Origin of the sequence: Moraxella sp. CTOTU47724 (genome assembly GCF_032014955.1) — a bacterium.
Lineage (GTDB): Bacteria > Pseudomonadota > Gammaproteobacteria > Pseudomonadales > Moraxellaceae > Faucicola > Faucicola tetraodonis.
This window is the reverse complement of the sequence record NZ_DALZSV010000022.1, coordinates 1-22513: the sequence shown is the minus strand read 5'-3', so window position 1 is coordinate 22513 and position 22513 is coordinate 1. Positions and strand designations below refer to the sequence as shown.

Sequence of the window (22513 nt, the reverse complement as noted above, 5' to 3'; positions counted from 1 at the left end):
CCCAAAAAAGTCAGCAGCAAAATCACCCGCAAATTCCATTAATTTGATGAATTCACTTGTTCAAGCAACACCACACAGCTTACCATGATCCCTTCTTGACGACCGGTAAACCCAAGCTTTTCAGTCGTGGTGGCTTTGACGCTGATTTGGTCAATCGCGCAGCCCATGACACCGGCAATACGCGATTGAATCTCGGTACGATAAGGCAATAGTTTTGGACGCTCCGCCATGATAGTGATGTCAGCATTGATAAGCGCAAAGCCTTTTGATTGGATAAACTGGTACACTTGGTTTAGCAAAATGGTCGAATCTATATTGCGAAAACGCTCATCGGTATCTGGGAAAAACTGCCCAATATCGCCAAGTGCCAATGCACCAAGCAACGCATCACACAACGCATGTAGCACCACATCGCCATCAGAATGCGCAAGCAAACTGTGGGTATGGGGAATTTGTACCCCGCCTAATGTTATGAATTGGTTTTCTGTGCCGTCATTAACAAAGGCATGGACGTCAATACCCTGACCGATTCTTATCATGGTTAATCCTATTTTTTTATCTTACTGTCGTGATTTTGGTAGGCTATTCTGTTTGGTTTAATGGTGTCTATTTTATCGGTCTCTATTTTAACGGTTAAAGCATGATTTACAAGTAGCTAGGATGCCTTAAATAAAAGCTTTGAATAACAGCTTAGAATAAAAACTTTGGATAACGATTTTGAATAGCATTCGAATAACGACTTTGAATAAAAACTTGGCATAACCAGTTACTATCAATGCTTGAATTAAAAATTGGGTGTCAAACGAGATTTGCCGTATAACGTCTAAAAAAATTGATAAATCCTAGTAAATTGCTATGGTATTTTATTATATAACGTTATATAATATAAAAATAAACCCATCAAGTGGGGAACTTGATGGGAGTGGGTAATGCACTACTTGTTTTTATTTTTATTGTTTCTTTCTTCTTCTTTGTTTTACTGATGTTAGCCATAACGCCAAATTATGGCTTTTTTTATTTTTATCGTTTTTTATTTTATTTTTTGTCTTACTGATTCTGTCTTATTAATATCGTAGTCAACAAAGTTTGTATTTACGTCGTTATGAATTTATTTTAGCGGATTTACGCCTGTGCTCTATGTGCTCTTTGTTATGAATTGTTAAATTAAGTTTCTTTAGTTTCCTTAATAAAACTATTAATATTAATTTTGCATCCTTGATTTTGCATTGCCACTTTTTAATGATAAGCCATCTGAGTGATAGACAATAAAAAAACGGCTTAAAATTTAAGCCGTTTTTTGTTATGTCAAGATTAACGCGTACGTGGGCAAACTTCATTGTCATTGAAAAAATAGCTGATTTCACGGGCTGCAGATGTGGTTGAGTCTGAACCGTGAACCGCGTTTTCATCAATGCTGTTAGCAAAGTCACGACGGATGGTGCCTTCAGCGGCGTCTTTTGGATTGGTAGCGCCCATGATTTCACGGTGGTTAGCCACTGCGTTTTCCCCTTCAAGTACTGATACTACCACTGGACCTGAAGTCATGAAAGAGACTAAATCATTGTAAAATGGACGTTCTTTGTGCTCAGCGTAGAAACCGCCCGCCTTTTCGTTGTCTAAATGCAACATTTTTGCTGCCACAACTTTTAAGCCTGCTTTTTCAAAACGGCTGTAGATTTCGCCAATGTGGTTGCCTGCAACTGCGTCAGGTTTGATAATTGATAACGTACGTTCAATGGCCATGTTAAATTCCTTTAAAATTGAAGGGGATTATGATTTTAAGTGTGAGAAACTGTAAAAACAGCCCGTACCCTGCCCGATGGCTCTGTCAAATCGCGATTTGAAGATTTGAATAAACGCGGGGTGCTGTTCTTAGTTGCCTATTATAATGATATTGAGGGCAAAAACTAGTTTAATTCATCACTGTTAAGTCGAAATTACTAGAATATCAAGTTAAACAAGTTTTTTGTAATAAATGGCGGATATATTCTGTGATACGCAAATGGTATAATAGCCAATAGCTTAAATTTTCTCTCAATGGTATGACGCTCTTAAATATCACAAAAACACAAGCGGCTGTTGTCAGCCTATGCTTGGCGCTATTATTGGTGGCAAGTATCGGTTTGGCACGTCAGTTTACTGTCAAAGCCGTGCCAGATTGTCAGCGCAAAAACCAGCCGTTCGACTATAGTATCTGCGAGCTTGATGCTAAAAACGCGGCGAATTTTTCACTACAGTGGCAAAATCCCTCGTCCACGAGCCACCCCCTACTACTCACCTTTACTACCCTGCGCGATTATCTGGCAAGTGAGCAACCTGCCAAAACCTTGTTGTTTGCGATGAATGCAGGGATGTACGATGGCAACTTTGCGCCGATTGGGTATACGGTCATCAATGGCAAGCAAATCCGAGCCCTAAATCTCAAGCAGGGCGGCGGCAACTTTCACCTAATGCCCAATGGGGTATTTTGGCAAGACCGTCAAGGTTTTTATATCACTGAAAGTCAAAGCATGGCAAAAAAACTGGCAAGCGGCGCAAAACCGACCTTCGCCACCCAATCTGGACCCATGCTGGTCATCAATGGTAACATCCATCCAGCATTTGATGCTAATAGTAGCTCGAGAAAATACCGCAATGGTGTTGGCGTGTGTGGTCGCAATCCTAGCCGCGTCAAATTTGTGATAAGCGATACCCCTGTCAGTTTTTATGAGTTTGCCGATTTGTTCAAATCACAATTGGGCTGTGACAATGCGTTGTTTTTGGATGGCGGTAGTGCCTCGGCATTGTATAGTCAGACGCTGTCACGCAATGACAATAAATATATGGGTGTGATGATTGCGGTGACACAAGACAAATAATGCGTATTCAGTGAGACAAGTTTATGCTGATTTAATCAGCGTTTTGCATAAAATTATCCATTTCCACATTGCAAAAATAATTTTTTAAGGTATTATAATCAGCCTAGTTTTGACAAATTTGCTTGGCAATATTTGTGACACTATCCTTTCGGGCCTATAGCTCAGTTGGTTAGAGCAGAGGACTCATAATCCTTTGGTCCACAGTTCAAGTCTGTGTGGGCCCACCATATAAAACAACCACTTAGGTGCATTAATCCTGAGTGGTTTTTTATTTTTTGGATTGTAATAATCAAATAGCGTCAATCACCATTTTAAAGCCATACTTTCAAATCTACATTCATGTCATTGGTTTTTGACTGTTACGTGGTTTTGACTGCCTGAATCAATTACCCAATCACTATCTAATTTGATGTAAATACTTGTTTTATATTGAATTATTTTTGTTAGTAGTTAATGCTCTCAAGGAAAACGGCTTTACATTCATTGTAGATAAGTTATAATAAAAACAATACGACTGGTCTATTTTTTTATAATAGCGCGCACAATAACTATGGAGCCTACCTCTATCAAGAAGTCTGAAGCGAAACGCTTACACATTCTTAACACCAGTTCTGACCTGATTTTGCATAAAGGTTTTAGCGGTGTGGGATTACAAGAAATTTTAAAAATCTGCGAGATCCCTAAAGGTTCATTTTATCATTACTTCAAATCTAAAGAGTCTTTCGGCTGTGAGTTAGTACAGTATTATGTAGATAATTACCAACGTCGTTTAGATGAACTATGGCGTGGCGACCAATCCGCTTATCAAAAACTAATCGGGTATTTTAACCTATGGATTGAAGATCCTAATGCGCCATGTAGCTGGGCAGATAGCTGTCTAATTGTAAAACTTGCTGCAGAAGTCGCTGACCTATCTGAAGATATGCGCGCTATTATGTCCAATGGCGTTGATAAAGTAATCCAGCGGATTGCTGAGGTCATCGTTTTGGGCAAGCAAGATGGGTCTATCCAAGCAGAGACTGATGCCTTGACGGTAGCCCAAGTGACTTACCAAATGTGGGTGGGTGCGGCGTTACTAAGTAAGCTGCAAAAAGATAAAACACCATTAAATCAAGCGCTAAAAGCGACAGCGTTTTTATTAAAAAGTGGAAAGTCTTAAAACTTAGACTTGCTGGCTTCACCTCACTAACTTAACCTAAATAACTTAGCTCCACCATCTTGGCTTCACGAGAATGACAGCTGCAAAAATTATAATAGCAGCCCAATCATTATGTATGACTGGGCTGCTATGACATTAATTTAATAACAATGCATATCACTCATGTACTAACTCGTAGGTTAGCACATCTGATAGCGATGCTTTTTCTTAAAGTGCTTTTTTTAAATAGCGTCTTCAACACCTTCAATAATAAAGGCACGATAATTTGCCCCTTTTAGGCGATGTTGTAATGCTTCTTGATAGATGGGGCTGTTATACCAATCTCGCGCGGCTGCCATATCAGGAAAGCGTAGAATAACAGCGCCTTCAATTTCATTGCCTTCAAGCACTTCTAATTGACCATAAAAAGCCAAGGGTGTTAGCTCACGACCTTCACGAGCAAGTGGCGCTTTTTGTGCATATTGCGCCAGTTCCTCAGCGTCCGTAGTTTGCTCACGGGTAAATACCACATACGCAGACATGGGCTACTCCTTATTTAACAATTCAAGTAGTGCGCTGGCGGTTGCAGCAGAAGAGGCAGGATTTTGTCCAGTAATTAGCAAGCCATCTACTTGGACATACACTTGCCAGTCACCCGCCTTAGAATAATGACCACCTTTTTCTTTGAGCATATCTTCGACTAAAAACGGTACAACTTCGGTCAATCCTACCGCTTCTTCTTCAGTATTGGTAAAACCTGTCACAGATTTACCGCTGACCAAAGGCTTGCCATCACTGGTTTTTACATGACGAAGAACACCTGGGGCGTGACAAACTGTAGCAACGGATTTTCCTGACTCAATCGCTTGTTCAATCAGAGCAATTGAAATCGGATCTTCTGCCAAATCCCACAATGGACCATGCCCGCCTGGGTAAAACACGGCATCATAATCAGCGATAGAAATTTCGCTAAGTTTATGGGTCTGTGCCAACGCTTGCATTGCCACGGGATCTGCTTCAAAGCGATGCGTGGTTTCAGTTTGTGCATCGGCTAAGTTACTTTTTGGGTCTAGCGGTGGCTGCCCCCCTTGAGGTGATGCTAGGGTAACTTCAACACCCGCATCAATAAAGGTGTAATACGGCGCCGCAAGTTCTTCTAGCCAAAAACCTGTTTTCTTACCAGTATTGCCGAGTTTGTCATGTGAGGTCAGAACAAGTAAAATTTTCATGTTATTTTCTCTGATAGTTTTTAGAATTTGGGTTATTGCTACATGAGCACAGCGATAGTTCGTATGTGCAAAATGCAAAATACCGAGCAAATTAACCCGTTATTTGATAGCTGTTATCTGGTAGCCATTATTGAGTAGCTGTTATTTAATAGCCTTGCATTCTTGATAGCATTGACAAAACGTGTGAAATTAAGCCTACAGGCTGCTTGATATTGGCTAGTTTAGAAAATAGCGTTCTGACGTATATTTAGTCAGCGAGGCGTGATGATAAAAAATAGGTAAAAAACGGCATCAACGACTAGCTAGTTGACTGATTTAACTAGACTGATGCAATAAAACGCTACGTAGCGTATCATCTAGAATATCAAATGACAGGCAGCGCTTTAGAGAATTTAAGCATCAGTCTAACCTGGTAGTTTACTCGCCAACACATCTACTTTTTCAATAGAAGGCGGTTCTGAAAATAGTTCATCTGCTTGAGCCATCAAAGCGGCGGCAACCTTGCCCGATAAATGAGCCTCGCGACCTGCTTCATCAGGGAATGCATCAAAAATACCAAAGGTTGAAGGGCCAAGGCGTAGACCAAACCATGCAACTGTGGCAGGTTCTTCATTGACGATAGGCAGACCAGCTTTTAGGAAATCTTCTACTTGTTGTTCTTTACCTGGTTTAGCTTCAAGACGGACATATAAAGCGGTTTTAACCATCACTAATACTCCAATATTGACTAGCCGACATTGACTAGCATCAAAATTGAGTCTAAATCACTGTTATATTCATGTCAAACGGCTTTAGCGCATAGCTTTGTTGTATAAAGGTTACATAAGCATTTATGCTTTAGGTCGTGGGGAATGTCTGTATCCGCTTAAATTTTAGGTTGATATTACTCCCTTTATGCTTACTCTAACCATAGATAACAAAGAAACCAGCATAAGTGACAAGCATAAGTGATAAGGTGTAAATGATGTTGCAGTCGCTACCCTTGATTCGGTACACTGATACAATGATGAATGACGGCATTTTACCAAGGGCTATTCTTCGCGCAAACACAGGCGCAAAATGTGGGCTTAGCTTGTATCCTTAACCTTGCGCCCTTGACCTTGCACCTTTAGCCTAGCCTAGCCTGGCCTCAGAATATCGACTATTTTTCATTAATTCTATGAGATTAGACTGACTGACCCAAGCCAGCCTGTCTGCAATACAATAAAAATGATGCATTTAATTAAACTACCCCGCTATTAAATCTACTATTACAAAAGGACAAATCCATGAAAGCCGTATCATATGTTATCAATAACCAAGATGATTTTAAAAATTCATTGGTAGATATTGAAAAAGCGAAGCCTACGCTTAAAGAGCGTGATGTACTGGTAAAAGTTCAGGCAATCTCTGTGAATCCCGTTGATACCAAAGTGAGAAAAAATTCGTCTGAAGCAAATAATCGTATTTTAGGTTGGGATGCCGTTGGAGAAATTATTGAAATTGGCTCAAAAGTTACCTCGTTTAAAGTCGGAGATTGTGTTTGGTATGCAGGCGATTTAACCCGAGATGGTAGTAATGCTGAGTTTCAAGCAGTCGATGAACGAATCATCAGTCTTAAACCAATTACAGTGTCTAATGCAGAAGCCGCAGCATTGCCATTAACTGCTATCACCGCATGGGAAATGCTGTTTGATCGGTTTCAAATTTCAGAAACAGAAGTTGGCAGTATTTTAATTATTGGTGGTGCAGGCGGTGTAGGGTCAATCGCTATCCAACTCCTAAAAGCAAAAACCAATCTGACCGTGATAACCACAGCGTCACGTGAAGAAACTAAATCTTGGGTAAAATCATTGGGTGCCGACCATGTCATCGACCATAGCAAAGATTTAAACGAACAAATCGAGACACTAGGTATTGAAAAACCAAAGTATGTATTCTCTACCAATCATACAGACACCTATATCAAGCAAATAGTTTCTCTGATTGCACCACAAGGCAAGCTTGGATTGATCGATGATCCACAAACCTTTGATATTATGCCGTTTAAGACTAAATCTATTTCTATCCATTGGGAACTGATGTTCACCCGTTCAATGTATGAAACCGATGATATTGAAAAGCAAGGTGAATTGCTGCAACAGGTTGCCCAATTAGTTGACCAGCAAAAAATTAGAAGTACCCTCAACCAAAATCTAGGCAAAATTAACGCTGCAAACTTGGAGAAGGCGCATAAGTTGCTTGAATCAGGTAAGTCAAAAGGCAAAATTGTACTAGAAGGTTTCTAACACGCATTTTGTAGAACATATCTTGGGCAATACAGACTCTTAAAATAACTCACCAAAAGGCTGGCAGAACGAAAACTGCCAGCCGAAATCACTCATCATCTTGGCTATGCCAATATGCCAAACTCGAAAACTAAAACGATAATCAATAAATTACTGCCACTAAGATGATGATAAGCGATGCCATCAGTATAGAGATGACAGAAATCAACGCAGCTTGGGTATATTGATGGTTCATACAGTTATTCCAACACATTGATACGCTTTATGAATCTAATAAACTTTGCGTATAATTTTCGATACCCATCGAGGTCATTAGTTCCATTTGCGTTTCTAGCCAATCAATGTGCTCTTCACTCCCGTCTTTGAGTTTGATCAATAATTTGCGAGAGACAAAATCACGCTGCTGCTCACATAAAGCAATCGCATTTTTGATGATGTCAGTTTTTTGATACTCTAATTGCAAATCACAACGCAAAATTTCACCAACATTTTCACCGATTAAAATTTTGCCAAGCTCTTGCAAGTTTGGCAGACCATCTAGCATTAAGATACGCTCAATGAGGTCATCTGCCCATTTCATCTCATGAATCGACTGATGATACAATTTTTCATTGAGTTCACTCAGTCCCCAGTTTTTGGCGATACGCGCGTGCAAGAAGTACTGGTTAATAGCAATCAGTGCCTGACCCAAAACTTGGTTTAGCGCTCTTAGAATTTCTTTATCGACTTGCATAATGTTTACCTTAGTTGCCTTATTGCTTTGTCGCCTTATTCAGAGATGTCACCGAGCTGAGATTGCAGATAATTAGGTAGTCCCATCATATCAATCAGTCTTAGCTGCTGCTCTAACCAATGCGCATGGTCTTCTTCGGTATCGACCAATTGGGCGACCAAAATCTCACGGGTTACATAGTCTTGCTCTTGCTCACAAAGCGCAATGCCGTCTTTGAGATGTTGACGAACCGCATATTCAAGCTGAAGATCGGCTTTTAGCATACTTGGCACATCATGACCGATGTTGATATCGGCAACTTTCATGTTGGGTGTGCCTTCTAGCATCAACACCCGATTGATTAAGGCACGCGCATGATCGCTTTCTTCTTCCATTTCATGATGCATACGCGTATGAAGTTTTGGATAATGCCATTCATGATACATTTGCGCATGAATAAAGTACTGGTCACGAGCCCCCAGTTCACCACTAATTAAGAAATTTAGATAATCAATAACAGCTTGGCTGCCTTTCATGGGTATATCCTTGAAAAATGAACAGAAACAAAGGTTGGGTATTATCTGAAATACTAAATTAAAGTGACATTAAAAACAATTCACCGCAGCAAATAATTTACAATATTTGTCAGTCGCTCATTCATTGAGATTAATGAATAAGTTTGGGTGTGTACGCTAACAGCTCATTAGGCAACTTAATAAACTAGGCAACGTTAATACATTAGGCAACTTCAATAAATAGGTGCGTATAGTTATTGATGCTCTGCGCGTACTCTTCAAGATAACCTTCAATCATTGGCTGACAGCCGCCACAGCAAGTAGCCACATTAAGCTCAGCTTGTAATGCTTCTAAGCTGTCATGACCTTGTTCAATGGCTGTTTTGATTTGACTTTCTTTGACGGCATTACAGATACACACAAACATACGCACCTCGTTGATAAATTTTCTTATATAATAATGATAATTATTCTTATTATCAATAAAAATTTTATCAATCAGGTTATTCACTGACAAACGCAATCTTGGTTAGCTTGTTTTCGCTCGCTGTTGCTAGGATTTGCGCGACGTTATCATATCGACTGTCTTTATCGACGCGCAGCTGAATGCTTGGGGTCTCGCTTAATTTGCCCTGTTCGGCAAAGCGTGTGTTCAATTGCGCCAAACTGATACTGGCATCATCCCAAAAAATCTTGCCATCTTTATCAATGCTTACTTGTATCACTTTGGGCGGGGCTTCATTGACTTGTGCCGAGGTTTTGGGCAAATTTAGCGGTACACTGGGATTGATTACCGTTGCCGTCACCAAAAAAATAATCATCAATACCAGCATGATATCAATCAGTGGAATCAGATTGATTTCATTCATGCCCGTCGAAGCGTCATCACCGAGTTGAAATGCCATAAGTTATTCCCTGTTTATTCATTTATCTGTTTAGCGATGGGTCAAGGTTAGGCGTTTTTCAGCATTAAGTCAGCGGCGTTAGTTTGTTGCTTGGGCTGCGAGCTGGTTTGCAAATGTGGTTGAGTGGCTAAACTAGTTTGCGTAACTTGGGTGGAAGAATTCATTAACACGTTGGCAAGCAAGGTATGCGCCGTGTCATTCGCTTGATGCATGGCTTTGCGATTGATTCGTACGATGACATTGTACATAATGACCGCAGGAATCGCTACCGCAAGCCCAAGCCCAGTCATAATCAAAGCCTCCCCAACCGGTCCTGCGACTTGACCAAGTCCTGCTTGACCTGATTTAGCGATGCTATGCAAGGCATGAAAAATCCCCCACACGGTACCAAATAACCCAATAAAAGGGGCAATGGCAGCGGTCGTGCCAAGGATATTTAAGCCCTGCTCACTGGCAAAACGGTAGCGATTGAGCTGTTGCAGTAACTGCTGCTCAGTGACTAATTTTTGATTGTCTAGGGATAAGGTAGTCAGTTGAGATTGCTGTTGGTAAATTTGCTGGGTTAAATCTTGCGACACTGTTTTGGCAATTTTTTGGCTATTTAAGATACGTAAAATGCCTGTAATCCAAGACAGCATCGATAAAATAATTAACACAAAAAATAACGTCTTGGTCACTACATCTGTATATTGCCAGTAATTTGCAAAATCCATAATCATTCCTATAACACGATAAATATAAAAACTAACTTTAAATGTTAGTATAAATGATAATCATTATCAACAAAAATATTAAAAATTAGGTTCAATTTAACCAGCGACTGTATTAAACCACTTTAATTAAGCGAGTTTAAAATATTAAGCAACTTTGATATCAAATGGCTTTAAAACCTCAAGTTACTTTTTTATCTTCGCTTTGTGTTATCTTTATCTTGGGCAAAACTAACACAAAGCTATTAATAACTTACAGTATCGACTAGGATGAATACCTTGCGCAAAATGCAGTTTTCGGTTACACCGATGAATACCCTAGGCAATTGTTTTGATACCCCACCAAACCTTGTGATAGTAGGACGAATAAAAAATTGGATTTTGGACATAAGCAAAATTTTTCTGCAATATTTTGTGAAAATGCTAAACAGCAATGGGCAATCCATCATGCTGATGGTTATCACCCATTGAGTTTAAAACTGATAACTTAGCACTACTTTGACATTGCGTCCCATGGCTTTATCACCCGTATTGGATACGTGCTCATAGTAGTAGGCATCTGTAAGGTTATATACGCCAGCATCCACGGTTAATTGCGGTAACGCGCTTGTACGATAGCTACCAAATACATCATAGGTGGTAAAACTTGGCAAATCAGCCATATCAGTAGCGCTGGTGCGACGCGTTAAACCTTTGACATGGCGGATGGCACTTCCAAGGCTAAATCGGTCATTGATGTCATAATTAAAGCCAAGGTTTAACTGATCGCCTGCGTCTTTGTTGAGTTGGTAGCCTTGCTCGGTGTCGCTTTTGGCATGAGCATAGCCTGCATTCAAGCGCATATTGTTTAGCCGATATTTTGCGCTCAGCTCATAGCCTTTAACGGTAGTTTCGCCTGCATTGATGTAGCTGGCACATTGCCCGCCTGTCACTGTGTTGCCTGTGGCACAGTCAATGCCTGTTAAGCGGTCGATTTTATTGTCATACTGGGTATCAAAGACTTTGGCGGTCAGCGACATACTGTCTTGACTGTCAAACACCCCCTGAAAACGGCTACTGATACCCAGCTCTGCGTTTGCGCCTGTTTCTGCTTCGAGGTCTTTATTGACGAAGGTTTGCCCAGATTGGTGGATGGTTTCTGGCAAGGGTGGTCCATTAAACAATTGGGTATAACTGGCAAATAAGCTGTGATTTGGCGTCAGTTTAAATTCCCCTGCCAATGCGCCCGACAGTTGATTATAGTCGTCACTGCTTAAGCGCTCTGACGGCCTATAATGGTCAAAGCGTACGCCAGGCGTCAGCGCAAATCGTCCCAATTCGATTCGGTCTTGTAAGTACACCCCTACGCTGGTAGCGTCTTCTGTGATATCACTACTCTCTAACGTCGCTGATTTTTTATAGCCTTCTACCCCATAGTTGAGCGTATGTGTCAAAGCATGGTCACCATGATGCTGCGTCAGTTGCTGTTTGATACTTGCCGTCATGCCATCGGTTTTGCCTGTCGTGGCTATACGCATGGGGGTCGTGCCGCGCAGTCCTTGCGATAGCGATTCATTGGTTAAATGATAAATTTTGCTGTTTAGCTCAAAATTGCTATGCGGTTTATACTCATAACCGAGTGCATAGGTTTCATTATTGCTGTAGCCAGGGTGAATATTAGCGGGTAAATTGGCTTGGTAGCCGATATTGGGGCGAAATGGATAGTTGCCGTCATTATCATAGCTTTGGTAACTGGCAGTAATTTTGTGACCTTCTGCCGGCATCACATTGACTTTGGCTAGTATACTTTTGATAGTAATATCATCACCTTGGATGTGGTTGCTTTTGCCATCTTCGCCGCCATCGCTGTCACGCTCACTATAAGACACAATCATGTCCAACTGCTCATTGGGTTTGGCATAGGTAGTTAAGCTTCGTTGAAATTGGTGATCGTTACTGGCATAGCCCAGTTTAACCTTTGCCCCCATTTTTTGATCAGGTAGTAGCAAGTCTTGTGCATCCACCGTGGTAAACGCCACACCGCCACCGATGGCATTATTGCCCAAAGTCACCGAGTTATTACCCACTGACACCTCTGTTGTTTTATACAAATCTGGGTCAAGTCCACTAATCCCGGCATGGTGGAAGCCGCGCGTTTCCGGTTGGCGCACCCCATCCACAGTGATTTTTAAGGCACTGCCTGCATTGTCTGAGCCCAAACCGCGAATATAAATATGCTGATCCATCCCCGAAGTGCCACCGACATTCAGCCCAGCAACCGTCGGTAAATATTGATTGAGTAAATCAGCTTGCTGTACCTTGACTGAGCTCTCATGGCGGACGTTCTCAGTTTGTTTGGCTGGGGTATATTGACGGGCATTAAAAGTAATGGTCTGCAAAGTAGTGACGGGTTCTGGCTCACTCGCTGTTACCAACGGTGAATAAAGGGTGGTTAATACACACAGACTTAAATAGCGCAAAGCACCGCGCGGCGGTAAACTAGCATTGGCAGTATTCATAAAATCACTCAAATATAAAAAAAAGACAATTGTTACAAAGCAGCAAGAATAATAATATAAATGATAATCATTATCAATTAATATTTTCAATTCTTCTCCTCTTTTTTTAAATGTCTAACGCTAGTTATCAATAAGTAACCAAGTAAAATCAGGCAACATCAAGCGAAATGATAAAGTGGCTCAAAGTTCGCCCAATAATCCTTTCAATAAGTTATAACAATGTCACCCCGCCAAAATCTTGCTAATCTCTCCTAGACAGGAGCCACAATTGGTGCCTGCTTTGCAATGTTTGCCAACCTCAACGACGGTTTTACAGTGATATTTTTTTATCGTTTCAACAATGGTATTTTCACCCACTGACATACAAGAGCAAACAATCCGCCCTGTATCAATAAAACCCGTGGCAGGTTTGCCCATTAGTAGCCATTTACGCGTATGGCTATCGAGCGTTGTGCCAAATTGGCTATCAAGCCAGTTATGGGTAGGTAGTTTGTGCTCATGGGTGCTCAAAAATACTAGCGCATGGACTTGCCCGTTTTGCAATATCGCAAGGCGTAAATCTTGGCTGGTGTTATCGGTATCAATATGTTGATAATGGATAATATCAAAGTTGTAGGCTTGCGCCTGTTGATTGAGCCATACACTTAACTGCTGTTGCCAATATTGCTTATCAAACCAAGTGGTCATGACCGCAGACTGATTATCAATGGCAAAAAAATACTGGCTACTGTTTGACTGGCGATTACGCACCCAATAAGTCATATCTGGCGATTCGAGCCAAGTTAGCAGGTTTTCATCACAATGTTTATCAATCAATAACCATCCAAATGCTTGCATGGTCAGCTTTTGCAGCCTGACAGGTTGGTGCTTGAGCTGCGGTTGCTGTGAAAAGGGGTCATAATGATTGCTAATAAGCTTACCGACACGCGCATTGGCAGCAAAGTGCTGATTCCAGTGCATGGGTATAAACACATCGCCTTGGCGTTGTTTTTCGGTCACATCCGCCCGTACTAAGATAGTACCGTTGGGACTGTTAATTTGCACAAAATCGTTATTTTGTAGACCCAAAGGTTTGGCGTCACTTGGATGAATCGCAACCAGTGGGTGCGGTAAATGCTGATTGAGCTGTGGGGCAATCCCTGTGCGGGTCATGGTATGCCATTGGTCACGCGAGCGACCTGTGTTAAGCACCAGTGGATATTGCTCATCAGGCAATGACTTGGGTACTGCAGGAGTAACGGTGACAAAATGCAGTTTTTGGGTATCGGTGTAAGTGGTGCCGATAGTGGTATATGGGTCTTGTTTTTGTAGTCCAAAATAATGCGGTTGACCCCATTGAAACGGTGCCAAATTATCATACTCGTTTTGGCTAATATTGGCTAAATGACTGATATTAAAACTTCGACTATCTGTATTTTTTTCACCGCCATTCTTCTCGCCACTAAGCCGAGCGTGTTCGGCAAACACTTGGTAGTCGTGGGTGTAATCAAAACCCACAAAACCCATTTTCTGTGCCACTTGGCTGACTATCCACCAGTCGGGCTTGGCATCAGCAAATGGGGTGACTAAGCGGCGCTGGCGAGAGATACGGCGTTCGCTGTTGGTGACCGTGCCTGATTTTTCACTCCAGCCTTGCGCGGGCAAAACCACATGAGCAAAGTCGAGCGTGTCGCTGTCTTTTGAGCAGTCAGACACGATGACCAGTGGGCATTGCTGTAACGCCATGGCAAATTTGTCTGCTTCTGGTAGACTGACTACAGGATTGGTCGCCATAATCCAAATCGCTTTAATTTGCCCCTCCAAAATAGCATCGGCACATTGGGTTGCCTTGATACCATCTTTACCACTAATACTAGTCGGTGCTTGCCAAAAGTTGGCTACTGTTTGACGATGGTCGCTGTTTTTGAGCTCAAAATGACTGGCAAGCAGATTGGCTAACGCCCCGACCTCTCGCCCACCCATGGCATTGGGCTGCCCTGTGATTGAGAACGCCCCTGCCCCTTGATAACCCAGTTTGCCTGTATAAAGGTGGCAATTGATAATGCTATTGACCTTATCAGTGCCATTACTGGCTTGATTGACACCCATGGAGTAAAAACTCACGGTTTTCGTGGTAGTGGCAAACAATTGGTAAAACTTGGTTAAATCACTTTCGTCGACACCGCAGATTTTGGCAACTTTTTTAATCGTCCAACTGTCACTGGCTGCAAGCGCATCAGCAAGATTGTCACAATGCCTGAGATAATCGTGATTGGCATAGCCGTTTTGGTGCAAGTAATTGAGTAGTCCGACAAATAAATGGGTATCTGTGCCAGAGCGAATCGGCAAATGCAAGTCGGCAATCGCGGTGCTGTCAGTGGCCCGCGGGTCAATCACCACGATTTTTTTATTGGGATTGGCTTGTTTGCTGGATTTTAACCGACCAAATAAAATCGGATGACACCACGCCATATTCGAACCGATAATGATAAATAGGTCGCTGTTTTCGATGTCTTCATAATTACAAGGCACAGTGTCCGAGCCAAATGCTCGCTTGTAGCCAGCCACCGCTGATGACATACACAGTCGAGAATTGGAGTCCAAATTATTGGTACCCAAAAAACCTTTAGTAAATTTGTTTGCCACGTAATAATCTTCGGTGAGCAGTTGCCCCGATACATATAGCATAACGCTGTCGGCGCCATATTCATCAATGATCTGTTGCAATGATTTGGCAACAAAGTCGGTGGCGGTATCCCAATCGACTGGCTCGCCATGAATCATCGGATGTGCCAAACGGCGGTCACGATCAAGCGTATCGCCCAACGCTTTGCCTTTGGAGCATAATTTGCCAAAGTTGGCAGGATGGGTTGGATCACCGTCAATGCTGACGTGTTGGGTATTCTCATCAATCGTCGCCAACACGCCACAGCCAACACCGCAATAGGCACAGGTGGTCTTGACTTGCGTCAGGGGAGATTTTTGTGGTGCTAAATGTTGTATAGTTGTTGTCACACGTTAACCTTTTACTATTTTTGATTTCTACCAGTCAGATCAGCCCGCCAGCAACTCTTCACAAAACGCTTTGCCAAACAGTAATTTATCTTTGATGGCTGAAATATCTTGTTGATTTTGAATCAGTTCAAAAAACCAACCGCCCTCTTGTACATCACCATATAGTACTGCAGATAAAATACGGTCGTCTTTTACGGTGATTTTTTGGTAGATGCTATGGCTAGGGTCTTGATAAATCAATTGCTCGCAGTCGTGACTTACATCGATATCACCTGCCGAAAATAGTGCCACGCCCGAGACCTTTAGTTTGGTTGCTGTTGGTTGTATGCTAAACACGGGCGAGATGCTGCCTGGCTGCTCGTTTAAGGTATGTAGCAGAATATTGGCTTGCTCATACACAGGTGCGACGAGCCCAAATAGTTGGTTGTCAAACTGTACACACTCACCAATCGCATACACGTCTGGGGTATGGGTTCGCATTTGGTTATCAACCAAAATCCCCCGCTCGCAAGTGATACCGACCTGTTGCGCAAGGGCAATATTGGGTCGCACGCCGACAGTCATGATAATGCAATCGCTGTCAATGGTTTTGGCAGGGATGGATGTGTCGACATTATCCGTGTAAGTCAGTCCAGTGACCTGGTTATCCTCATCCACACAAATCGCTTGGGAGTTGGCGTTGAGCACAAACTCAATACCTTTGTTTTCAAAGTAAGTTTGCAGTAAATCGGCAGCGGTTTTATCCAGTTGGCGATTGAGTAAATAGCCTGCCCCATGTACCACAGTGACTTTCGCTCCCTGTTGCACCAAAGCATTGGCAGCCTCAAGACCGAGTAACCCACCGCCGATAACCAAGCATTTTGGAGATTTTTTGCCATTATGATTGGTTTTTGCGATATCTAGCATAGCATCCACATCGGCTTTGGTACGAAAACCCATGACGCCTTTTGCGGTATGGTTGGGCAATGGCAAAATAAATGGCGTTGAACCTGTGGCAAACACCAATTTGTCATAGTCGATGGTTTCGCCGCTGTCGGTGATGACCTGATGAGCAGCAAGATTGATATCGCTAACAGTGCAACCTGTCTTTACAGTGATGTTATGGTTGGCGTACTCCTCTTGAGAAAATAGATAAATCTCAGCGAAGCGTTTTTCCCCTGCCAATACAGGCGATAGCATAATACGGTTATAGCCTGCATATGGCTCGCTGTTGATAAGCGTGATGGCAAACTCATCTTGACTTTGCTCGCCTTGGCTATCAATCCCCAGTCCGCTGTGGGCACTCAATCTGCTTTTGGCATACTGCATAGCAAAGCGTGTCCCTGCCATCCCTGCCCCTATGATAAGAATGTGTGTATGTTGCATTGCTTGGCTGACCTTGCTTATCCGACCCGATATTTAAATACTTTAAAATTTAGCACTTTAGAATCTAGCACTTTAAAATTTAATAATTCAAAATTTATGCCAACCGTTTTAAGCGGTTGTTTTTTACTGTTTTCTATGATGTTTTAAATTTTGGCTTTTATTTGCCGGACAGTGTGATGGATGTTAACCACTCTTTGAATTTAATCTCTTTAACTGTGCATGACTGTTTGACGGTTTTTAAAATATTTTTAGACATTTTTTTGCCTATTTATTTGCATTATTTTTTCACCTTATCGATTACTTACCAAAATAGTGCAGTACGGCGTCAAATTTTTATGATTCATACTAATCGGTGAAAGTTTTATCACAGCAAAAAATAGCTAATTGATGGGTCATCAAAAAAATTATTGTAAAAACAAAAGTTTATGATAATGGCATAAATATTGCTTTTGCCTTGTTACCGTGAACCGTACAGGCTTACTTAAAGGAGAAGCAGATGCCCCAACGTTTACCGCTGTTTGCTATGAAATTACCCCGTATCAAGGTGTTACATTACACCTGGTTTGCTTTTTTCGTCACCTTTTTAATTTGGTTTGCTCATGTGGCATTGATGCCAACCATCAAACAATATTTTCATTTGAGCGATGGACAAGTCAAAGCGATCTTGATGCTCAATGTGGCTTTGACCATTCCTGCCCGTTTGCTAATCGGCGCGATGGTCGATAGATACGGCCCCAAGCGTTCGTATAGTGCTGTGTTGTTGATTAGCGGTTTTTTGTGTTTTGTGTTTGCTTTTGCTCAAAGTTTCCAAATGCTGGCGATTGGGCGGTTTTTGCTAGGTTTTGTCGGTGCAGGATTCGTGGTTGGGATTCGTTTGATTTCAGAATGGTTTCCTGTCAATGAAGTCGGCTCGGCAGAAGGGGTGTACGGCGGTTGGGGCAATTTTGGGGCGGCAGTAGCGTCGATGTCGATGCCGATTCTTGCCTTAATGTATGGCGGTGCAGACGGTTGGCGGTATGCGATTGCGACAACAGGCGTGATTGCGATTGTTTATTCGGTCATTTTTTATCGTGGCGTCAGTGATACACCCAAAGGCGCGACTTATTTTAAACCAAAAAAATCAGGCGGCTTGGAAGTATCCAGCAAAGCAGACTTTTACTTTTATGCGGTGATGATTTTACCGATTTATGCGATTTTGTTTTTGTTGGCGTGGCGTTTGTCACCTAGCGGATTAAAATTATTAACCGCTAATCAAACCATGCTGGCATATGCGGTGGTGGCGGTGCTTGTAGTCTATCAATATATCAAAATCTGGTCAGTCAATAAGCATTTATTTGATACATCTCGCCCTGCGGTAAATCCAGAATATGGTTATCAGTTTAAACAAGTGGCGATTTTGGACATGGCGTATTTAGCATGTTTTGGCTCTGAATTGGCAGTGGTGTCGATGTTGCCGCAATTTTTTATTACCAACTATGGTGTATCGCATACTGTAGCAGGGTTGACTGCAGGCTGTTTTGCGGTGATGAATTTATTTGCTCGTCCTGGCGGTGGTTTTATGTCCGATGCGGTCGGTCGTCGTAAAGTATTGATGATTGCATTGGCAGGGCAAACGGTGGGTTATCTGCTAATGACGCAAATGACCAAGTTACCATTGGCGGGTGCAGTGGCAATCGTGCTGCTTACTTCTGTATTTGTGCAAGCAGCATGCGGTGCAGTGTATTCAGTGGTTCCGCTCATTCAACGCCGTATGACAGGGCAAATTGCTGGTATGGTGGGTGCCTATGGTAACGTAGGTGGGGTATTGTTTTTGACTATTTTCTCTATGGTATCGCCAACAGGATTCTTTATTACCCTCGCGATTTTTGCAGGAATTGCCTTTATTGGCGCGACCTTCTTGAGCGAGCCACAAGGACATATGGTTGAGGTGCACGAAGATGGCACGATTGAGCGGATTGCGATAGCCTAATCGCTCTTCAAATCCAACCAAAAAACAGTCAACCAGTGGACAAGGAAATCTAGTTAGTAAGGCAAAAAAGGGTGTATGCCCTTTTTTCATTTTTGCACAATGCGTAGCAACCGTGCTAGTAAGGAAAAACCCATGTCAAAAGCCATTCAGCAAAATCCCCCCAGTTCTCAATCCTTACCGCAATCCTTACCGCAACTGCTGACCCGTGCTGCGAGTCATGCAGGGCGCAAAGCGGAAAACCAAGACACCTTGACAATGCAAACGCTGGTGCCAACAGGGGATAGCAGCGTCGCTCATCTTGCATGGCAAGTCACTGCTTTAGCTGACGGCGTCAGCAGCTGCGGACAACCAAAGCTCGCCAGTCAATGGGTGATTGATACGCTGATCGACCAATTGACCATGCACCAAGCTGACATGGTAACAACCCCTGTTACTAGCCCTATTACTAGCCCTGCTACTAGCGATTTATTGAACAACAACAGTGCCGAAACGCTGGCGCAAATGCTCACCAAAAGCGTGCATATTATCAATGATTTTTTGTATTTTAGTGATCACCCTGACAGCTTTGATTCAGCCTCGCAGCGGTATTTGCCCAAATTACTTTCAACCTTATCGGGGCTGCTATTTACCGAGCCTTTATTATCCGAGCACTCGGCAGTGTTATTTCACACGGGCGATAGCCGTATCTATCGGCTACGACACAACAAACTGCGCATACTCACCCAAGACCACAGACACAAACGAGGGAGAGACAAAGGCGCGTTAGCCGCTGCACTTGGCGCAGATGCCCATGTAGAATTACAACTTGCCCAAATTGATGTGTTGCCCGAAGATGTGTTTTTGATAATGACCGATGGGGTGTATGAATTTATCGGTGATGATGAATTATTGTTACTCACCCAATCGGCATTGGGCAAATTGTTGGCGCTGGATAATTCCACTACCCTAGACTTAGAAAATTTGCCAGAAACCTTGTGCCAAGTGGCATTGGAAAATGGCAGTAATGACAATGTCAGTTGCGTGATGATAGCCGTCTTACCAAAAGTTGCGAGAATTTTGGCGAATGCAGATTTTGACAAAGCTGACCTTGCTGAACATACAGACAGTCGTCATGCCGTTACCCGTTTACGCATTCCGCCTGTGCTGACTGTCGGCGACAAGCTTGATCATTTTACCATTGACAAAGTGGTGCAAAACACGCCACGCAGTAGCGTGTATTTGGCAACCGACAGCACCGCTGACACAGCCGATAATCAGCGTATTATCAAAGTGCCATCTGCCTATTATGAAGACGATAGCGGATTTTTACGGCTGTTTTTAAAAGAAGAAAAAATAGGGTTAAGCCTCAATCGCCCAAGCTTACTAAAATTTTACCCCAAGCCGATGAATAGCCAGTATCTGTACCATGTCACCGAATTTTTGCAAGGCATGAGCTTGCGTGAATTTATCGACACCCAGCCGCCGTTATCGGTTGCCCAAACCTTTGCTATTGTCAATCAAATCGGCATGGCGCTGCGAGCCATGCACCGTAATTATCTTCTCCATCAAGATATCAAGCCCGAAAATATCATGCTGCTGCCATCGGGTCATATCAAGCTCATTGACTTTGGTTCGGTTGGCTCGTTGCTCTTAAGAACTGGTCATACACCGCCTGTGGGCGATTTGCATTATATTGCCCCCGAATATTTTAGCGATGCACCAAAAGGGGTGTATTCCGATATTTTCTCGCTGGGTGTAGTGACTTATGAGATGCTGACGGGGCTACAACCATTCGATGTCGACACCTTGACCACTGCGATGACCGCCCAAACCACCCAAAAACTGGCGTTCAAAAACGTGCGGCAATTGCGCACGGATTTGCCATTTTGGGTCAATGACGTGCTGATTCGTGCATTGCAAGCAGATAGCAACCGCCGCTATCAGAGCATTGGCGATTTTCTCACCGACCTTGACCCCAAAAGCCATGCTGATGATAAAGCCAAGCAGCCGCTGATTGATAAACATCCTGTGCTATTTTGGCAACTGGTCAGTGGCATATTAGCAGCGCTGTTGCTCATCACTTGGTTACTGGTTGGGTTAAATCACTAAAATGTGATTTATTTTTCTTAATAGACAATTAACCTATATATTTTAACCCATTGAAATTTATAATTAATTTAAATATTGGCATAAAGTTTGCTTATATAACAGTATAGAAAAACTTGGGATAATACTCGCCAAAAGCCAATCATTATCCTAGTCAAAAAGCCAATGTTTCGTTAGAAGGGATAAATACATGAAAAATCTTATCGTCGTCGGTAATGGGATGGTCGGGCACCACTTTATCGAAAAAGCGATTGAAAAACGCCTACACCAAACTTACCAAATCCATGTGTTTAGTGCTGAGAGTCGCCCTGCCTATGACCGTGTCTATTTATCCAGTTATTTTGAACATAAAGACGCCAGTCAGCTTAATTTAGTGGATCTGGCAAACTATGAGCAAGCGGGCATTACTTTGCATTTGGGTGAAGGCGTCGCAAGTTTTGATGCGCAAACCAAAACCCTTATCACCAGCAAGGGCAACACCTTAGAATTTGAAAAATTGGTGTTAGCAACAGGCTCGTATCCGTTCGTACCCCCAGTACAGGGCAATGACCATGCCCACTGCCATGTGTATCGCACCATTGATGACTTAGACGCCATCATCGCCACCGCCGCCAATTCTCGAGTACAGCGTGGCGTGGTTGTGGGTGGCGGTCTGCTCGGACTTGAAGCCGCAAAAGCCTTGGTCACTTTGGGGTTAACCACGTATGTGGTCGAGTTTGCACCCCAACTTATGGGCGTACAGCTAGATGCCGCAGGCGGAGAGTTGTTAAAGAAAAAAATCGAAGACTTGGGCGTTACGGTACTAACCGGTAAAAATACTCAGCAAATCATCGACAACCATGACGATGACGCCAGTTTTTTAACCATGCAGTTTGCCGATGGTACGCTACTTGATACCGACTTGATTCTATTTAGTGCTGGGATTCGCCCTGAAGATACTATGGCACGAGATTCTGGGCTAAAACTTGGCGAACGTGGCGGTATCGTCATTGATGACAGATGTCAAACAAGCGAGCCAGATATTTATGCGATTGGAGAATGTGCATTATGGGATAACAAAATCTACGGGCTGGTTGCTCCAGGCTACACCATGGCAAGCGTATGTGCCTCACAAATAGCAGGTGAGCATGACAGCCTATTTGACGGTGCCGATATGAGTACCAAACTTAAACTGATGGGCGTAGATGTCGGCAGTATCGGTGATGCCCATGGCAAAATCAAAGACAGTTTAAGCTTTGTCTACCAAAACCCAAAAACAGGCGTGTATA

Annotated in this window: 19 protein-coding genes and 1 tRNA gene; 7 read left to right on the top strand and 13 right to left on the bottom strand. The window is 42.7% G+C overall.

Going from position 1 to position 22513, the window contains the following annotated elements; translation table 11 throughout:
• Positions 1-38: 38 nt before the first annotated feature.
• Together ispF and ndk are read right to left on the bottom strand one after the other, a co-directional pair.
• Complete coding sequence (ispF, locus tag RTR63_RS06305; RefSeq protein WP_144917182.1) at positions 39-539, bottom strand: 2-C-methyl-D-erythritol 2,4-cyclodiphosphate synthase; 501 nt, start codon at positions 537-539, stop codon at positions 39-41.
• Positions 540-1311: 772 nt separating this feature from the next.
• On the bottom strand, positions 1312-1743 hold the full coding sequence (ndk, locus tag RTR63_RS06300; protein ID WP_036599730.1) for a nucleoside-diphosphate kinase: 432 nt from the start codon (positions 1741-1743) through the stop codon (positions 1312-1314).
• A gap of 299 nt (positions 1744-2042) precedes the next feature.
• On the opposite strand from ndk, the gene RTR63_RS06295 reads away from it, so the two are divergent.
• From RTR63_RS06295 to RTR63_RS06285, 3 genes are all read left to right on the top strand, one after another.
• On the top strand, positions 2043-2858 hold the full coding sequence (locus RTR63_RS06295; protein ID WP_312523298.1) for a phosphodiester glycosidase family protein: 816 nt from the start codon (positions 2043-2045) through the stop codon (positions 2856-2858).
• Between the two features lie 150 nt (positions 2859-3008).
• A tRNA-Ile gene (locus RTR63_RS06290) sits at positions 3009-3085 on the top strand.
• A 323-nt stretch (positions 3086-3408) separates the two neighbouring features.
• The gene (locus RTR63_RS06285) at positions 3409-4017 is read left to right on the top strand and encodes a TetR/AcrR family transcriptional regulator (protein ID WP_312523296.1); all 609 of its coding nucleotides are present in this window, start codon (positions 3409-3411) and stop codon (positions 4015-4017) included.
• A gap of 221 nt (positions 4018-4238) precedes the next feature.
• Here the strand turns inward: RTR63_RS06285 and RTR63_RS06280 are convergent, their stop codons facing one another.
• From RTR63_RS06280 to RTR63_RS06270, 3 genes are all read right to left on the bottom strand, one after another.
• Positions 4239-4538: a DUF1330 domain-containing protein gene (locus RTR63_RS06280; protein ID WP_188874499.1), complete on the bottom strand. Its 300-nt coding sequence runs from the start codon at positions 4536-4538 to the stop codon at positions 4239-4241.
• A 3-nt stretch (positions 4539-4541) separates the two neighbouring features.
• Positions 4542-5225, bottom strand: a complete 684-nt coding sequence (locus tag RTR63_RS06275) for a type 1 glutamine amidotransferase domain-containing protein (protein ID WP_065253683.1) — start codon at positions 5223-5225, stop codon at positions 4542-4544.
• Between the two features lie 404 nt (positions 5226-5629).
• Entirely contained in the window at positions 5630-5932 is a 303-nt protein-coding gene (locus tag RTR63_RS06270) for a putative quinol monooxygenase (RefSeq protein ID WP_065253682.1), read from the bottom strand.
• 561 nt (positions 5933-6493) lie between these two features.
• Between RTR63_RS06270 and RTR63_RS06265 the strand changes: the two genes are divergently transcribed.
• Positions 6494-7492, top strand: coding sequence for a zinc-binding alcohol dehydrogenase family protein (locus RTR63_RS06265; RefSeq protein WP_239741557.1), 999 nt, complete (start codon positions 6494-6496; stop codon positions 7490-7492).
• Between the two features lie 262 nt (positions 7493-7754).
• On the opposite strand, the gene bfr (RTR63_RS06260) is transcribed toward RTR63_RS06265, so the two are convergent.
• The 8 genes from bfr (RTR63_RS06260) to RTR63_RS06225 form a co-directional block, all read right to left on the bottom strand.
• Positions 7755-8225, bottom strand: coding sequence for a bacterioferritin (bfr, locus tag RTR63_RS06260; protein ID WP_239741556.1), 471 nt, complete (start codon positions 8223-8225; stop codon positions 7755-7757).
• 35 nt (positions 8226-8260) lie between these two features.
• Positions 8261-8740 (bottom strand): bacterioferritin, encoded by a 480-nt coding sequence (gene bfr, locus RTR63_RS06255; RefSeq protein WP_007116451.1) that lies wholly within the window; start codon positions 8738-8740, stop codon positions 8261-8263.
• Between the two features lie 202 nt (positions 8741-8942).
• Positions 8943-9146, bottom strand: coding sequence for a (2Fe-2S)-binding protein (locus tag RTR63_RS06250; protein ID WP_312523293.1), 204 nt, complete (start codon positions 9144-9146; stop codon positions 8943-8945).
• 76 nt (positions 9147-9222) lie between these two features.
• Positions 9223-9624, bottom strand: a complete 402-nt coding sequence (locus tag RTR63_RS06245) for an ExbD/TolR family protein (RefSeq protein WP_138018842.1) — start codon at positions 9622-9624, stop codon at positions 9223-9225.
• 47 nt (positions 9625-9671) lie between these two features.
• Positions 9672-10337 (bottom strand): MotA/TolQ/ExbB proton channel family protein, encoded by a 666-nt coding sequence (locus tag RTR63_RS06240; RefSeq protein ID WP_312523291.1) that lies wholly within the window; start codon positions 10335-10337, stop codon positions 9672-9674.
• Between the two features lie 470 nt (positions 10338-10807).
• Positions 10808-12832, bottom strand: coding sequence for a TonB-dependent receptor domain-containing protein (locus RTR63_RS06235; RefSeq protein ID WP_312523290.1), 2025 nt, complete (start codon positions 12830-12832; stop codon positions 10808-10810).
• A 222-nt stretch (positions 12833-13054) separates the two neighbouring features.
• Positions 13055-15826 (bottom strand): molybdopterin-dependent oxidoreductase, encoded by a 2772-nt coding sequence (locus RTR63_RS06230; RefSeq protein WP_312523289.1) that lies wholly within the window; start codon positions 15824-15826, stop codon positions 13055-13057.
• A gap of 39 nt (positions 15827-15865) precedes the next feature.
• Complete coding sequence (locus RTR63_RS06225) at positions 15866-17191, bottom strand: NAD(P)/FAD-dependent oxidoreductase (protein WP_312523288.1); 1326 nt, start codon at positions 17189-17191, stop codon at positions 15866-15868.
• Between the two features lie 496 nt (positions 17192-17687).
• Here RTR63_RS06225 and RTR63_RS06220 point away from each other — a divergent pair, with 496 nt between their 5' ends.
• From RTR63_RS06220 to RTR63_RS06210, 3 genes are all read left to right on the top strand, one after another.
• Positions 17688-19160 (top strand): MFS transporter, encoded by a 1473-nt coding sequence (locus tag RTR63_RS06220; RefSeq protein WP_312523287.1) that lies wholly within the window; start codon positions 17688-17690, stop codon positions 19158-19160.
• A gap of 132 nt (positions 19161-19292) precedes the next feature.
• Positions 19293-21248: a bifunctional protein-serine/threonine kinase/phosphatase gene (locus tag RTR63_RS06215; protein WP_312523286.1), complete on the top strand. Its 1956-nt coding sequence runs from the start codon at positions 19293-19295 to the stop codon at positions 21246-21248.
• Positions 21249-21435: 187 nt separating this feature from the next.
• Positions 21436-22513 (top strand): FAD-dependent oxidoreductase (locus RTR63_RS06210; protein ID WP_312523284.1); only part of this gene is annotated, 1078 nt, incomplete at its 3' end.

Excerpts from the sequence above, each read along its gene's own strand:
- ispF (WP_144917182.1), bottom strand. The coding sequence starts at position 539 with ATGATAAGAATCGGTCAGGGTATTGACGTCCATGCCTTTGTTAATGAC.
- ndk (WP_036599730.1), bottom strand. The coding sequence starts at position 1,743 with ATGGCCATTGAACGTACGTTATCAATTATCAAACCTGACGCAGTTGCA.
- RTR63_RS06295 (WP_312523298.1), top strand. The coding sequence starts at position 2,043 with ATGACGCTCTTAAATATCACAAAAACACAAGCGGCTGTTGTCAGCCTA.
- RTR63_RS06285 (WP_312523296.1), top strand. The coding sequence starts at position 3,409 with ATGGAGCCTACCTCTATCAAGAAGTCTGAAGCGAAACGCTTACACATT.
- RTR63_RS06280 (WP_188874499.1), bottom strand. The coding sequence starts at position 4,538 with ATGTCTGCGTATGTGGTATTTACCCGTGAGCAAACTACGGACGCTGAG.
- RTR63_RS06275 (WP_065253683.1), bottom strand. The coding sequence starts at position 5,225 with ATGAAAATTTTACTTGTTCTGACCTCACATGACAAACTCGGCAATACT.
- RTR63_RS06270 (WP_065253682.1), bottom strand. The coding sequence starts at position 5,932 with ATGGTTAAAACCGCTTTATATGTCCGTCTTGAAGCTAAACCAGGTAAA.
- RTR63_RS06265 (WP_239741557.1), top strand. The coding sequence starts at position 6,494 with ATGAAAGCCGTATCATATGTTATCAATAACCAAGATGATTTTAAAAAT.
- bfr (WP_239741556.1), bottom strand. The coding sequence starts at position 8,225 with ATGCAAGTCGATAAAGAAATTCTAAGAGCGCTAAACCAAGTTTTGGGT.
- bfr (WP_007116451.1), bottom strand. The coding sequence starts at position 8,740 with ATGAAAGGCAGCCAAGCTGTTATTGATTATCTAAATTTCTTAATTAGT.
- RTR63_RS06250 (WP_312523293.1), bottom strand. The coding sequence starts at position 9,146 with ATGTTTGTGTGTATCTGTAATGCCGTCAAAGAAAGTCAAATCAAAACA.
- RTR63_RS06245 (WP_138018842.1), bottom strand. The coding sequence starts at position 9,624 with ATGGCATTTCAACTCGGTGATGACGCTTCGACGGGCATGAATGAAATC.
- RTR63_RS06240 (WP_312523291.1), bottom strand. The coding sequence starts at position 10,337 with ATGGATTTTGCAAATTACTGGCAATATACAGATGTAGTGACCAAGACG.
- RTR63_RS06235 (WP_312523290.1), bottom strand. The coding sequence starts at position 12,832 with ATGAATACTGCCAATGCTAGTTTACCGCCGCGCGGTGCTTTGCGCTAT.
- RTR63_RS06225 (WP_312523288.1), bottom strand. The coding sequence starts at position 17,191 with ATGCAACATACACACATTCTTATCATAGGGGCAGGGATGGCAGGGACA.
- RTR63_RS06220 (WP_312523287.1), top strand. The coding sequence starts at position 17,688 with ATGCCCCAACGTTTACCGCTGTTTGCTATGAAATTACCCCGTATCAAG.
- RTR63_RS06215 (WP_312523286.1), top strand. The coding sequence starts at position 19,293 with ATGTCAAAAGCCATTCAGCAAAATCCCCCCAGTTCTCAATCCTTACCG.